Source organism: Streptosporangium sp. NPDC001681 (assembly GCF_040298085.1).
Classification (GTDB): domain Bacteria; phylum Actinomycetota; class Actinomycetes; order Streptosporangiales; family Streptosporangiaceae; genus Streptosporangium.
Genome location: NZ_JBEOZN010000012.1, coordinates 76,090 through 89,157 on the forward strand (window position 1 = coordinate 76,090; position 13,068 = coordinate 89,157).

General features: G+C 68.3%; 16 protein-coding genes. 3 read left to right on the forward strand and 13 right to left on the reverse strand.

Features of this window, described 5'->3' with window-relative positions; translation table 11 throughout:
• Nucleotides 1–227: 227 nt before the first annotated feature.
• The 3 genes from glmM to rplM form a co-directional block, all read right to left on the reverse strand.
• Entirely contained in the window at nt 228–1,583 is a 1,356-nt protein-coding gene (gene glmM / locus ABT130_RS08115; protein WP_350953858.1) for a phosphoglucosamine mutase, read from the reverse strand.
• A gap of 1 nt (nt 1,584) precedes the next feature.
• Nucleotides 1,585–2,106 carry a 30S ribosomal protein S9 gene (gene rpsI / locus ABT130_RS08120; protein WP_030912863.1) on the reverse strand — a complete coding sequence of 174 codons (522 nt, stop codon included), beginning with the start codon at nt 2,104–2,106 and terminating at the stop codon, nt 1,585–1,587.
• A 69-nt stretch (nt 2,107–2,175) separates the two neighbouring features.
• A complete protein-coding gene (rplM, locus tag ABT130_RS08125; RefSeq protein WP_343968292.1) occupies nt 2,176–2,619 on the reverse strand; it encodes a 50S ribosomal protein L13 in 444 nt (147 codons plus the stop codon).
• A 493-nt stretch (nt 2,620–3,112) separates the two neighbouring features.
• On the opposite strand from rplM, the gene ABT130_RS08130 reads away from it, so the two are divergent.
• From ABT130_RS08130 to ABT130_RS08140, 3 genes are all read left to right on the forward strand, one after another.
• Complete coding sequence (locus ABT130_RS08130; protein ID WP_350911394.1) at nt 3,113–3,799, forward strand: CAP domain-containing protein; 687 nt, start codon at nt 3,113–3,115, stop codon at nt 3,797–3,799.
• 35 nt (nt 3,800–3,834) lie between these two features.
• Entirely contained in the window at nt 3,835–4,761 is a 927-nt protein-coding gene (locus ABT130_RS08135; RefSeq protein WP_350911392.1) for a hypothetical protein, read from the forward strand.
• A gap of 94 nt (nt 4,762–4,855) precedes the next feature.
• Nucleotides 4,856–6,565 carry a hypothetical protein gene (locus ABT130_RS08140; protein WP_350953860.1) on the forward strand — a complete coding sequence of 570 codons (1,710 nt, stop codon included), beginning with the start codon at nt 4,856–4,858 and terminating at the stop codon, nt 6,563–6,565.
• Here ABT130_RS08140 and truA read toward each other — a convergent pair.
• The 10 genes from truA to map all read right to left on the reverse strand — a co-directional run bounded on the left by truA (nt 6,555) and on the right by map (nt 13,024).
• Complete coding sequence (gene truA, locus ABT130_RS08145; protein WP_350953862.1) at nt 6,555–7,433, reverse strand: tRNA pseudouridine(38-40) synthase TruA; 879 nt, start codon at nt 7,431–7,433, stop codon at nt 6,555–6,557. The two genes, ABT130_RS08140 and truA, sit on opposite strands and share 11 nt — an antisense overlap.
• An 89-nt stretch (nt 7,434–7,522) precedes the next feature.
• The gene (gene rplQ, locus ABT130_RS08150) at nt 7,523–8,038 is read right to left on the reverse strand and encodes a 50S ribosomal protein L17 (RefSeq protein ID WP_350953864.1); all 516 of its coding nucleotides are present in this window, start codon (nt 8,036–8,038) and stop codon (nt 7,523–7,525) included.
• A gap of 89 nt (nt 8,039–8,127) precedes the next feature.
• Nucleotides 8,128–9,144, reverse strand: coding sequence for a DNA-directed RNA polymerase subunit alpha (locus tag ABT130_RS08155; protein ID WP_030912872.1), 1,017 nt, complete (start codon nt 9,142–9,144; stop codon nt 8,128–8,130).
• A 99-nt stretch (nt 9,145–9,243) separates the two neighbouring features.
• Nucleotides 9,244–9,870, reverse strand: coding sequence for a 30S ribosomal protein S4 (gene rpsD, locus ABT130_RS08160; RefSeq protein WP_030912875.1), 627 nt, complete (start codon nt 9,868–9,870; stop codon nt 9,244–9,246).
• Between the two features lie 19 nt (nt 9,871–9,889).
• Nucleotides 9,890–10,294, reverse strand: coding sequence for a 30S ribosomal protein S11 (rpsK, locus tag ABT130_RS08165; RefSeq protein ID WP_012887860.1), 405 nt, complete (start codon nt 10,292–10,294; stop codon nt 9,890–9,892).
• Between the two features lie 45 nt (nt 10,295–10,339).
• Entirely contained in the window at nt 10,340–10,720 is a 381-nt protein-coding gene (gene rpsM / locus ABT130_RS08170) for a 30S ribosomal protein S13 (protein WP_012887859.1), read from the reverse strand.
• Between the two features lie 210 nt (nt 10,721–10,930).
• Nucleotides 10,931–11,044 carry a 50S ribosomal protein L36 gene (gene rpmJ, locus ABT130_RS08175; protein ID WP_003956441.1) on the reverse strand — a complete coding sequence of 38 codons (114 nt, stop codon included), beginning with the start codon at nt 11,042–11,044 and terminating at the stop codon, nt 10,931–10,933.
• Between the two features lie 23 nt (nt 11,045–11,067).
• The gene (gene infA / locus ABT130_RS08180; RefSeq protein ID WP_012887858.1) at nt 11,068–11,289 is read right to left on the reverse strand and encodes a translation initiation factor IF-1; all 222 of its coding nucleotides are present in this window, start codon (nt 11,287–11,289) and stop codon (nt 11,068–11,070) included.
• A 431-nt stretch (nt 11,290–11,720) separates the two neighbouring features.
• Nucleotides 11,721–12,155 carry a DUF1707 SHOCT-like domain-containing protein gene (locus ABT130_RS08185; RefSeq protein WP_350953866.1) on the reverse strand — a complete coding sequence of 145 codons (435 nt, stop codon included), beginning with the start codon at nt 12,153–12,155 and terminating at the stop codon, nt 11,721–11,723.
• Nucleotides 12,156–12,205: 50 nt separating this feature from the next.
• Nucleotides 12,206–13,024 (reverse strand): type I methionyl aminopeptidase, encoded by an 819-nt coding sequence (gene map / locus ABT130_RS08190; RefSeq protein WP_350953868.1) that lies wholly within the window; start codon nt 13,022–13,024, stop codon nt 12,206–12,208.
• Nucleotides 13,025–13,068 lie beyond the last annotated feature (44 nt).

Below are 13,068 nucleotides of genomic sequence, written 5' to 3' on the forward strand. Positions count from 1 at the left end.
TCGATGAGTGGTGTTTCCGGGCGGAAATCTCGCCGCAACCACTGAAAGTGTCTGATCGACTACCGAGAGTGTCAATCAGCGGGAAGTCCGGCGTGGCGACGGGCAGAATCATGCATTATTTGACGAGACAGTCAGAGAATGACAAAAAGCACGGCCCGCACCGGAGTGCGGGCCGTGCTTTCGATATTCCTGCCGGGAGCGGTCGCTCCCGGACGGTCACCGGCCCCTCAGACGCAGGCCGTACGGACGACCTCGGCCAGCCGACCGGCCAGCTGCTCGGCCTGCTCCGCCGAGGCGGCCTCGACCATGACGCGGATCATCGGCTCGGTGCCGCTCGGCCGGATCAGCACCCGGCCGGTCTCCCCCAGCTCCGACTCGGCGGCGGCGACCGCGGCCTCCAGCTCCGGAGCCGAGGCCTTGGCCCGGTCGACGTCCTTGACGTTGACCAGGACCTGCGGCAGGCGGGTCATCACCGAGGCCAGCTCCGCCAGCGACTTCTTCGCCCGCGCCACGACCGCCAGCAGGTGCAGCGAGGTCAGCAGGCCGTCCCCGGTGGTGGCGTGGTCGAGCATCAGGACGTGGCCGGACTGCTCGCCACCCAGGTTGTAACCACCCGCCCTCATGGCCTCCAGGACGTAGCGGTCGCCCACGGCGGTCTCCACCACGTCGATCCCCGCGCTCTTGAGCGCGAGCTTGAAACCCAGGTTGGACATGACCGTGGCCACCACGGTGTCGCCGACCAGCTTCCCCTCGGCGTGCATGGCCATGGCCAGCACCGCCATGATCTGGTCGCCGTCGACGACCTCGCCGGTGTGCGAGACGGCCAGGCAGCGGTCCGCGTCGCCGTCGTAGGCGATGCCCACATCCGCGTTGCGGGAGACGACGATCTGCTGGAGCTTGTCCAGGTGGGTGGAGCCGACCCCGGCGTTGATGTTGAGGCCGTCGGGGCGCGCGCCGATCGTCTCCACCGTGGCCCCGGCCCGCAGCAGCGCCTCGGGAGCCACCATGTGGGCGGCGCCGTGGGCGCAGTCGAGGACCACGTTGAGGCCGTCGAGACGGCAGTCCACCGTGGACAGCACGTGGGACACGTAACGGTCGGCCTCGCCGTACGCCTCGCGCACGCGGCCGACCGAGGCACCGACAGGGCGCTCCCACTTCTCACCGACCCGCTGCTCGATCTCGTTCTCCACCGCGTCCGGCAGCTTGTAGCCGCCACGGGCGAGGAACTTGATCCCGTTGTCCGGGGCGGGGTTGTGGGAGGCGGAGATCATCACGCCCATGTCGGCTCTGAGAGCCGTGGTCAGGTAAGCGACCGCCGGGGTGGGCAGCACGCCGAGCCGGAGAACGTCCACGCCAGACGACGCAAGGCCGGCGACCACCGCGGCCTCCAGGAATTCTCCTGAAGCCCGGGGGTCCCGGCCCACGACGGCGACGGGGCGGCCTCGCCGCCCGACGCTGGCGCTGAACGCCCCGGCATCGCCGAGGACATGAGCCGCGGCCACGGACAGGTCCATGGCGAGCTCGGCCGTGAGGTCGCGTCCCGCGACCCCACGTACCCCGTCGGTGCCGAAAAGGCGCCCCAACTTAACGCTTGCTGTACTGCGGAGCCTTACGGGCCTTCTTGAGACCGTACTTCTTGCGCTCGGTGGCGCGGGCGTCACGGGTCAGGAAGCCTGCCTTCTTCAGCGGCGGGCGGTTGACCTCGACGTCCAGGGCGGTCAGCGCGCGGGAGAGACCCATGCGCAGGGCACCGGCCTGGCCGGTGACGCCACCACCGTTGATGCGGGCGATGACGTCGAACTGGTCCTCGGCGCCAAGAACCACGAAGGGCTCGTTGACGATCTGCTGGTGGACCTTGTTCGGGAAATAGTTCTCAAGCGTACGACCGTTGATCGTCCACTTGCCGGTGCCCGGCACGATGCGCACGCGGGCGACGGACTCCTTGCGGCGCCCAGTGCCGTACGAGTTGCCGGTGGTGATGGGCTTGCGGACGGCGACGTCGCCGCTGACAGTGGACTCGGAGGTGTACTCGGAGGGGAACTCCTCCGCGGAGTACGCTTCCTGATCGCCCTCGATGGGCGTCTCGACACCGGTGGGCTCAGCCACGGTTCTCCTCTAACTTTCCTACTCGGCGTCGGCCGTCGGCCAACGCTGCTGGCGACAAGCAGCTAGCGACTACTGGGCGATCTGGGTGAGCTCGAAGGGCACCGGCTGCTGCGCCTGGTGCGGGTGCTCGGAACCGGAGTAGACCTTGAGCTTCTTGATCATCTTCCGGCCGAGAGCGTTCTTGGGCAGCATGCCCTTCACGGCCTTCTCGACGGCGCGGTCAGGACGCTTGTCCATGAGCTCGCCGTAGGTCATGGAACGCAGACCGCCCGGGTAGCCCGAGTGGCGGTAAGCCTTCTTCTGCTCAAGCTTGTTGCCGGTCAGCGCGATCTTGTCGGCGTTGATGACGATGACGAAGTCACCGGTGTCGACGTGGTTGGCGAAGGTCGGCTTGTGCTTACCGCGAAGCAGGATCGCGACGTGGCTGGCCAGCCGGCCAAGCACGATGTCGGTGGCGTCGATGATGTGCCACTGACGCTCGACTTCGGCAGGCTTGGGTGTGTACGTGCGCACGGTCGTATGCCTTCTTTGGTCGCGTCTTCGGCGCTGTCGGAGATGACAGCAACATGGGTCGGTAGGTGCGGGCACACGACAGCCCGGACCTTCCGTCTCCAGAACAGAGGAGATGACGCCGGACGCGCCGCGTATCGGTCTGCAGAGGAGACCAATTCGCACACAACGAACTAGCAGAGTACCGGCGCGAATGAGCACGAGTCAAAAAGACACGACTCTCCGGCGGTGCCCCTGGCATTCTACCCGGGACCCGGCAGTGCCCGGGAACCGCCACACACGGGCGGGCGATCGGCCATGAGACCGCGGTTCCCGGGAAGCCCGCCACCGGAACCCGGTGAGGAACGTGGATCCGTGACGGTTCCAACACGTTCTCATCATTCTCTTTTTCCTCACCGCAAACATCTCTATCTTTGATAGCGGTATGTGGCAGCTTCCTCACCCCGGGCATACCCAGCGAGCGCGCCTGCGTCGTATGGGGGTGTTCGTGTGCCTGATGACGGTTCTGCTGGTCGGCTTCATCATCGGCCGGGGCAGCCGCGACGAGGAGGCCGCCGACCAGATCTATCTGAACAACCCCGGGTCGACCAGGCCCACGCCCAGCAACGGCGCCCTGGCCGGGCAGGTGGAGCGGGCTCCGCTCGCCCGGGTCGCCCGCCCCTCCGCCCTCCCGACCGTCCCGGCGGACCGGCGCCCGCGCCCCACCCACGACGCCGACACGAAGCTCGGCGGATCCGGCGACGACGGCCCCTCTCGCTACCTGCTCAACGGCAACGGTGACGACGACGCCACCACCCCCGCCCTCGGCGCGATGGAGCGCGAGGTCGTCAGGCTCGTCAACATCGAGCGCAGGCGGGCCGGGTGCGGGCCGCTCCGCATCGACCGGAGGCTGATCTTGTCCGCCAGGAGGCACTCGGCCGGGATGGCGTCCGCCGGCAGCCTCTCCCACACCTCTCCCGACGGCACGTCGCCCTGGGAGCGGATGGACGCCACCGGCTACCGTGACGGCGGCGCGGAGAACATCGGGCGCGGCTACACCTCTCCCGACGAGGCGGTGCGGAACTGGATGGAGACCAGCGGCCACCGGCGCAACATCCTCAACTGCGAGCTCACCGCCACCGGCGTCGGAGCCGTCCAGGGGCCCGACGGGCCGTGGTGGACCCAGGACTTCGGATACTCCTGAGCCAACCGGCCCTGATCCCGGGCTACGCTCGGCGCATGGGTTTTCCCGTGGAGCCGCCGCGCCGCCAGCCTTACAACCGGCCTGACGCGTCGCCGCCCGCACAGGGCCAGCACTGGTTCGACGCCTCGCCGCACAACCGTGCCCCCGAGCCCCCGCGGGCGCCGCAGGCGCCGCCTGTCCAGCCTCCCCCGCCGCAGGAGCGACCCCGGCAGGAGATGTGGAGCCCGTACGACGAGGGCCCCCGCTCGCGCCGCCCGATCTTCATCGCGCTCGGCGCGCTCGCCGCGCTGATCGCCGGGGGCGTCGGCCTGGCCGTGCTGGCCAACTCCGACCCCGCCCCGGTGCCCGGGGCGGCGACCCCCTCGGCCCAGGCCCCCCTCGTGCCGCCCGCCAACATCGCGAACGGCAAGTTCGGCCTCGCCTCCTCCCGCGCCACCGACCCGTACGCCCTCACCCTGAACGAGGTGTTCAAACACCGGAAGATACGGATCGGCAAGCAGAACTACCTGATGACCACGCGCAGGACGGACCGGAAGTGCGGCGAGGCCGTGGTGGGGGACAAGCTGAAGAAGGCCCTCACCGCCGCCAAGTGCACCCAGCTCCTGCGCGCCAGCTTCCGCGACGCCTCGGGGAAGATCATCGGAACCGTGGGAGTCGCCAACCTCAAGACGTCTGCGGGGGCGACCAAGGTCGTCTCGGCCAGTTCGGGCAAGGAGCGGGAAGAGTACATCAAACCGCTTCCAGGTAAGGATAAGGTCACCAAACTTCTCGGAACCGGCGAGGCTTTCGTCGGCGAGTGGCGCCATGGGCACTACGTGGTAATGGTCTGGTTCCAGTACAAAGACGGGCACCTGCCGAAGAAGAACGAGGTCAAGCAACTGAACCAGGCGGCCTTCGGAGCGGCGGACGCGACCGTCACCCCCGCGCTGGAATCGCGTTCGTTGACCGGCAAGCGACCCTGAGCACGGGGCCATACTGTCGCTTTCAGGCATGAATCCGGCAGACGATACAGCCATACCCGCATGATGATCTCCAGCTGTCGCTAGGCTGCCGCGTATGCGTGGCCAGGAATCCGGGTCCGAGCACCGACATGAAGCCGAGGGTTCGGCGACACCGGCGACGCCGCCGCCGAGTTTCGGCCAGCCCTCGCCCCACGTGCCGCGGACCGATCTCGCAGGTGATGAGCAGCCCGGCGGTCCTTCCGCGTGGCCGGAGACGGATCCGGGTGCGGCCCAGCCATGGACGGTCCCCGGCGACGACGGGGCTCCCTACGACTGGTACGCCCAGCCGGAGGACGGCCCGCCGCTGTCCACCGCGCCCATCGTGCCGGGAGCACCGCCCTGGCAGCCGCCTCCGGCCTTCACCGCCGCCGCCGCGGGCATGCAGGTCTGGCCCTCGTCCGGGCAGCAGGCTCCCTGGCCCGCCGCGACCGGCGAGCCGGTGTGGACAGACCAGGAGGAGACCGTCGCCCGCCCGGGAGAACCCGGTGACGTCGCCGTCTGGCCGCCGGACGCGGTCTTCCAGGAGGAGCGCGGCGGGGGCGAGAAGACGGCCGACGTCCGCGCCGCCTCACCCCGGCAGGCCCCCCTCGCCCACCAGGACCCGCCGCCCCAGGCTCCCGCCCCCTCTTCCGGCGGTCCCCAGGACGACTCCCAGGACGTCCGCCAGGACAGTGACCGATCCGTGCCGGCGGCTCGGCCCCCCGTGTCCGCACCCGTCGCGCAGCCCGTGGCGACCGAGCCGGAGCCGATCTCGCAGGCGCCCCTGCCGGCCACCGAGCAGACCGCTCCCGCCCGGACACCTCCGGCCGCCTCCGGCCCGCCCGCACCGCTCTTCACCCCCGCGGAGCAGGTGACCCCGCCCAGCGGCGTCCCGGCGGTCGCCTCGCCGTTCCCGCTCCCCGCCTTCCCTCCCCCGCCGGTGACGTCCCCATCCGCGAGCGAGCCGCCGGCACCCCCGAGCGACCCGGCGGCGACGCGCGGGCCGTTCACCCCGCTCTCCGCGTTCACCCCCGAGCCGCCCCCCACTCCCCCACCGCCTACCCGCGGCAAGGCCGGCACGACGCTGCTCGCGGCCGTGGTCGCGGTCGTGGTGGTCGGCATCGGCGTCGGGGCCTTCTTCGCCTACCAGTCGTTCAACGCCAAGCAGGCGGCGAACGCGGCGGATCCGATCCTCGGTCCGGGAAAGATCGACCCCACCGACAAACTGGACATCACCAGTGAGCCCGAGCCGATCAACACCACGATGCTCAACTCCGAGAAGACCGACCCGGGCAAGATGACCGTGGCCGACGCCTTCGTCAAGAAGGTGTCCGTGGCGGGGACGACGTTCACCCGGGTCAAGACCAACCTCACCGAGCAGTGCCAGAAGGCCGCGACCGGCAGGTTCGCCGGCACCCTGCGCAGCCAGGAATGCCGCCGGGTGCTGCGGGCCACGTACGTGGACAGCAAGCGCAGGTACGCCGTGACCACCGGGATCGCCGTGCTTCCCACCCGCGAGTCCGCGGTCGCCGCGGACCGGGCCAAGGACCTGGAGCGCAACCTCTGGTTCCGCGGCCTGCCCTCGGCCGCCGGCACGGGCGGTGAGCGGGTGCACATCGCGGGCGGCTACGCGGCCGGGATGGTGTGGGGCCGCTACATCGTGTTCAGCTACGCCACCTACAGTGACGGCCATACACCGACGGCCAAGGAGAAGGCCCTGGGCAAGATCAGCGGCGCCTTCCGCGACCAGACCGCGAAGGTCGTGGAACGCCGCGTCACGAACTGAGCGTCCGCACCCGGCGAGTCTCCGCGGCCCGCCTGGCGAGCTCCTCGGCGCCGGGGTAGCGCACCTCCTCAAGACAGAGCCCGTGCGCGGGCGCGACGTGCACCCCCGAGTCCCGTACGGCCCGCGACAGCACCCCTTGCGGCCACTCGACCGTGAGCCTGCCCTCACCGACGGGCAGCAGCGACCCGACGAGCGCCCGGACCATGGAATGGCAGAAGGCGTCGGCCACGACCGTCGCCACGATGAACCCGTCCTCGCGGACCCAGTCGAGCCGCTGCAGCTCGCGGATCGTGGTCGCGCCCTCACGCCTCTTGCAGAACGCGGCGAAGTCGTGCTCACCGAGGAGACCGGCGGCGGCCGCGTTGAGCCTGTCCACGTCCAGGGGCCGGTTGTACCAGACGATCTCGCGGCGGCGGAGCGGGTCGACCCCGCCGGGGGCGTCGGAGATCCGGTAGGCGTACCGCCTTGACAGTGCCGAGAACCTCGCGTCAAAGCCTTCAGGAGCCACCGTGACGCGATGCACACGTACATCTGGGGGGAGGACTCCGGCGAGCCTCCTGCGCGTGGCAGAAAGCCTCTCGTCGAGCTCCTCCACCGATCCGGGCTCCCACGCGGGCACCCCGCGGCGGTTGCGGCTGTCCAGCGCGCCGAGCACGCCGGCGTCCAGGTCGACATGGGCCACCTGGCCGCGGGCGTGCACGCCCGCGTCGGTCCGCCCCGCCACGGTCAGCGCCGGAGGCTCGGGAAGCCGGAGGATCCTGCCGAGCGCCTCCTCGATCTCCCCCTGGACCGTACGCCGTCCCGGCTGCTTGGCCCAGCCGGAGAAGTCGGTCCCGTCATAGGCGAGATCCAGCCTCAGCCGCACCACGATGTTCCTCTCGAAAGACTCTCGGAGAACGGAAAGGGCCCGGCATCCCGGTGGAGGGAGTGCCGGGCCCGTTCACTGGGCCTGAAAGATCAGGCGTTGTCCTTCTTGGCCTCGGTCGCCTCGGCGGTCTCCTCGGCGCTCTCGGCCTTGGCTTCCTCGACCTTGGCCTCCTCAGCCTTGGTCTCCTCGGCCTTGGCGGCCGGGGCGGCCTTGGCGGCCTGGGTCTGGCCGACGCGGACCGTGTTCAGCGGCTCGGACACCAGCTCGATCACGGCCATGGGGGCGGCGTCGCCCTTACGGAGGCCGACCTTGGTGATCCGGGTGTAGCCACCGGGACGCTCGGCGAAGGTCGAGGCGATCTCGGTGAAGAGGTGGTGGACGACACCCTTGTCCCTGACGACCGTCAGCACCTGGCGACGGTTGTGCATGTCGCCCTTCTTCGCCTTGGTGATCAGCTTCTCCGCCAGCGGGCGCAGACGCTTCGCCTTGGCCTCGGTGGTCTTGATCCGGCCGTGCTGGAACAGCTGGGTGGCGAGGTTCGCCAGGATCAGCCGCTCGTGGGCCGGGCTGCCGCCGAGACGGGCACCCTTGGTGGGCCTAGGCATAACGTTCTCCTTGGGAGTAAACCCGCCCCGGCCGTACGAGGTACCGGGGTCGGGCCGGGGAGTCGCTCACGATCCCCGTTACAGAAAAATCAGTACTGCTCGGTCTCGACGTAGGCGCTGTCGTCGTCGTCGTAGCCACCGCCGGCCACCGCGCTCGGGTCGAACCCGGGCGGGGAGTCCTTGAGCGCGAGCGTCATCTCGTGCAGCTTCTGCTTGACCTCTTCGATGGACTTCGCACCGAAATTCCTTATGTCGAGGAGGTCCTGCTCGCTGCGCGCCACGAGCTCACCCACGGTGTGGATGCCCTCGCGCTTGAGGCAGTTGTAGGAGCGGACCGTGAGGTTCAGCTCCTCGATCGGCAGTGCCAGGTCGGCGGCCAGGGCCGCGTCCGTCGGCGACGGGCCGATGTCGATGCCCTCGGCCTCGACGTTCAGCTCGCGGGCGAGGCCGAACAGCTCGACGAGGGTCTTGCCCGCGGAGGCCACCGCGTCGCGGGGCTTCATGCACGGCTTGGTCTCGACGTCCAGGATCAGACGGTCGAAGTCGGTGCGCTGCTCGACACGGGTCGCCTCGACCTTGTAGGTGACCTTGAGCACCGGGGAGTAGATGGAGTCGATCGGGATGCGACCGATCTCCTGGCCCGGCTGCTTGTTCTGCGCGGCGGAGACGTAACCGCGACCGCGCTCGACGGTCAGCTCCATCTCCAGCTTCGCCTTGCCGTTCAGGGTGGCGATGCGCAGCTCGGGGTTGTGCACCTCGACACCGGCCGGGGGCGCGATGTCGGCGGCGGTGACGTCACCGGGGCCCTGCTTGCGCAGGTACATCACCACCGGCTCGTCGTGCTCGGAGGAGACGACCAGGTCCTTGAGGTTCAGGATGATGTCGGTGACATCCTCCTTCACACCCGGCACGGTGGTGAACTCGTGCAGCACGCCCTCGATGCGGATGCTGGTCACCGCCGCGCCCGGGATGGACGACAGCAGCGTGCGCCGCAGCGAGTTGCCGATGGTGTAGCCGAAGCCCGGCTCCAGCGGCTCGATGATGAACTTGGACCGGGTCTCCTCGATTGACTCCTCGAGGAGGGAGGGACGCTGAGCGATCAGCATGTTGAATCTCCCTTGCATGACGGCGCCCGCTATTTGACGCCGCTCGAACAACAGCATAGGTGCCGTGCGGCGAATCGCCGCACGGCACCTGAGGAGCCGCTACTTGGAGTAGAGCTCGACGATCAGCTGCTCCTGGACCTGGGTGTCAATCTGCTGACGGACCGGGAGCTGGTGGACCAGGACGCGCAGCGCGTCCGGGACGACGCCGAGCCACGCCGGGTACGTCTTGTCACCGGCGGTGGCGCGGGCCACCTCGTAGGGCAGGAGGTTGCGCGACTTCTCGCGGACCTCGACGATGTCGTGCTCGCGCACCCGGTACGACGGGATGTCGACCTTCTTGCCGTTCACCAGGATGTGGCCGTGACGGACCTGCTGGCGGGCGGCGTCGCGCGACTCGGCGAAACCGGCGCGGTAGACCACGTTGTCGAGACGGCTCTCCAGGATCTGGAGGAGGTTCTCGCCGGTCTTGCCGGTCTTGCGGTTGGCTTCCTCGTAGTAGTTGTGGAACTGCTTCTCGAGGACGCCGTAGATGCGGCGGGTCTTCTGCTTCTCGCGGAGCTGGAGCTGGTACTCAGACTCCTTGGGACGGCCGCGGCCGTGCTCACCCGGCGGGTAAGGACGGATCTCGATGGGGCACTTCGCGGACTCGCACTTCTTGCCCTTGAGGAAGAGCTTGGTCTTCTCCCTGCGGCAGAGCTTGCAGTCCGCACCCGTGTAACGAGCCATTTTCTATCTTCTCCTGGGCTCAGACGCGACGGCGCTTGGGCGGACGGCAGCCGTTGTGCGGCACGGGGGTGACGTCCTGGATGGACCCGACCTCAAGACCCGTCGCCTGCAGCGAGCGGATCGCGGTCTCACGACCGGAGCCGGGGCCCTTGACGAAGACGTCGACCTTGCGCATGCCGTGCTCCATGGCGCGGCGGGCGGCGTTCTCCGCGGCCATCTGCGCGGCGAACGGGGTGGACTTGCGAGAGCCCTTGAACCCGACGTGGCCGGCGCTGGCCCAGGAGATCACGTTCCCACTCGGGTCGGTGATCGAAACGATCGTGTTGTTGAACGTGCTCTTGATGTGGGCGTGCCCGTGAGCGACGTTCTTCTTTTCCTTGCGGCGCACCTTCTTCGGTGCACCCTGGCGGCTCTTAGGAGGCATTCTTTGCCTTCACTCCTGAGGTCTTCGGTCCTGCGGCTACGCGGACTACTTCTTACCGGGCTTCTTCTTACCGGCCACGGTCTTCTTCTTGCCCTTACGGGTGCGTGCGTTGGTCTGCGTGCGCTGACCGTGCACGGGAAGGCCACGGCGGTGCCGGATGCCCTGGTAGCACTGAATCTCGATCTTGCGACGGATGTCGGCCTGAACTTCGCGACGGAGGTCACCCTCGATCTTGTAGTTCGCCTCGATGTAGTCGCGCAGCGGGACGAGTTCCTCGTCCGTGAGCTGGTGAACGCGAAGGTCGCCGTTCACACCGGTGGCCTTGAGGGTCTCGAGCGCGCGCGTGCGGCCGATCCCGAAAATGTAGGTGAGAGCGATCTCCAGCCGCTTGTCGCGGGGGAGGTCGACGCCAACCAGGCGAGCCATGGTCGGGCATTCTCCTTCGTTGTGGCGGAGGTCCTACGCCTCACTTCCCCTCCCCATGCCCGGGGTGAGGGCCCCGGCCTCCGACCGGGGGTCTCCTGCGGGGTACGGCGCGAGCCGCCTGCGCAGGTGTGAAACGCGATTACCTTGGAAGCCCCACATGGGTCGAGCCCGCCTCTTGGGAACGGACTCTCGTGGGGCCTGTTGGAACGACTAGCCCTGGCGCTGCTTGTGGCGCAGGTTGTCGCAGATCACCATGACGCGACCGTGCCGGCGAATCACCTTGCACTTGTCACAGATCTTCTTGACGCTCGGCTTGACCTTCATAGTCCTATTCGTCCCTCAGACGCTTACTTGTATCGGTAGACGATCCGCCCACGACTGAGGTCGTAGGGGCTCAGTTCGACGACAACCCTGTCGTCAGGAAGGATCCGGATGTAGTGCATCCGCATCCGCCCGCTGATGTGGGCCAGGACCTTATGGCCGTTATCGAGTTGCACCCTGAACATCGCGTTCGGGAGCGACTCAACCACAGTGCCCTCGATCTCGATGGCGCCGTCTTTCTTGGCCATGTCCCTCGCGTTTCACTGATCGGTCGTCTGAGGCTTCGGAACACTAAGCAGCCGCGACCCAGCGCTTCGATGAGAGCGGCGGTTGCGACACCGCCGACGCGCAATGGTCATAGTGAACCGAAGAAGGAGTGTACGGCACCGGGCGAGGAAATGCGAAACACACGGCCGGCACCTTGACACAACCGCTACAAAGGATACCGCAGATCCCTTCAGGGATGGACGGCACGGTTCGACGCGCGAATGCTCGTGGCCTCATTGTGGCATGTCCAGCCTGGTCAGGCCAGTACTCCTACGGCCCGGTCAGACCGGATCCCCGCGGACGACCGCCCCTATCGAGGCCGCCCGAGAAGATCCGCCCGACGTCCCGCGGCGGCTCGCGCCATGGGCAGGTCCCGACGACCCGGCACCGGGAACCACACCCTCCCCACCACTCAGGTGGACTTCTTGTCCCCGCCCAGCCCGGTGAGGACGGTCGTCACCAGCAACACCACACCCCACGGGCCCATGACCCAGAGCGGCCACGGGTAGGGGAAGTCGAGGCCGCTGGTCACTCCGATGATGAGCCAGATCATCCAGTTGACGCCGCTGGCCGTCGCCCAGGCGGCCCAGGCGGCCGCCAGACCCTTCTGCGCCTTGTCCTGCTTGTCCCCCTTGGCGCGCTCAGGGGCGCGGGAGGGGGTCTCTGGAAGCCGGCGCAGGTCGACGTCGGGAAGGTCGGAGGTGAGGACGGCGAGCTCGCCGTACGTCTTGCTGCTGTAGAGCTGTTCGAGGCGCTCGTCGAACTCCTCGGTGGTCAGGCGGCCCTGCGCGTAGTGCTCCCGCAGGACCGAGGCGACCTTGTCGCGGTCCCCATCGGAAGCTCGCATATCTGGACCAGCCGCCATATCAACCACATCCGCTCACCGGCGAGCCTGATCTAGCCCGCGTCTCCCAACAAGTCGACAAGCCGCTCTTTACCCCCGTCAAGGGCGGTCAGTACCCAAGGTCCATTATGTGTCACGGCGACGCTGTGTTCGAAGTGTGCCGAGGCCTTACCGTCGATCGTGACCACGGTCCAGTCGTCGGCCAGCACCTTGGTCCGGTCCGTCCCCAGGTTGACCATGGGCTCGACGGCGAAGCACATACCCGGTTCGAAACGCGGGCCACGGCCCGGTTTGCCGTGGTTGGCCACCCACGGGTCCATGTGCATCTCGGTGCCGATGCCGTGCCCGCCGTACTCCTGCGGGATGCCGTAGCGCCCCTGAGAGCGGACGTACTTCTCCACCTCGTGCCCGATATCGGACAGGTGGCGACCCACGGTGAGCGCGGCGATACCCCGCCACATGGCCTCCTCGGTGACCCGCATCAGCTCGGTCAGCTTGGGGTCCACCTCACCGATGCCGACCGTGATGGCCGAGTCGCCGTGCCAGCCGTCCAGGATGGCACCGCAGTCGATCGAAATGACATCGCCCTCCCGCAGCGCCCTGCGGTCGCTCGGGATGCCGTGGACCACCTCGTGGTTGACCGACGCGCAGATGGTCGCCGGGAAGCCCTGGTAGCCCTTGAAGGAGGGGATCGCCCCCTCGCCTCTGATGGCCTTCTCCGCGATCGCGTCGAGGTCCAGGGGCGTCATGCCCGGCTGGACGCTCTCCCGCAGCAACTGCAGGGTACGACCGACCACCAGGCCCGCCGCCCGCATCTTCTCCAGTTGTTCGGGCGTCTTCAGCTGAATTCCGTGCTTGTTCTTCTTGAACACGTGCACACCCCCTGGGGTGGTTCAACGGGCGGTCCGGGAGCCCA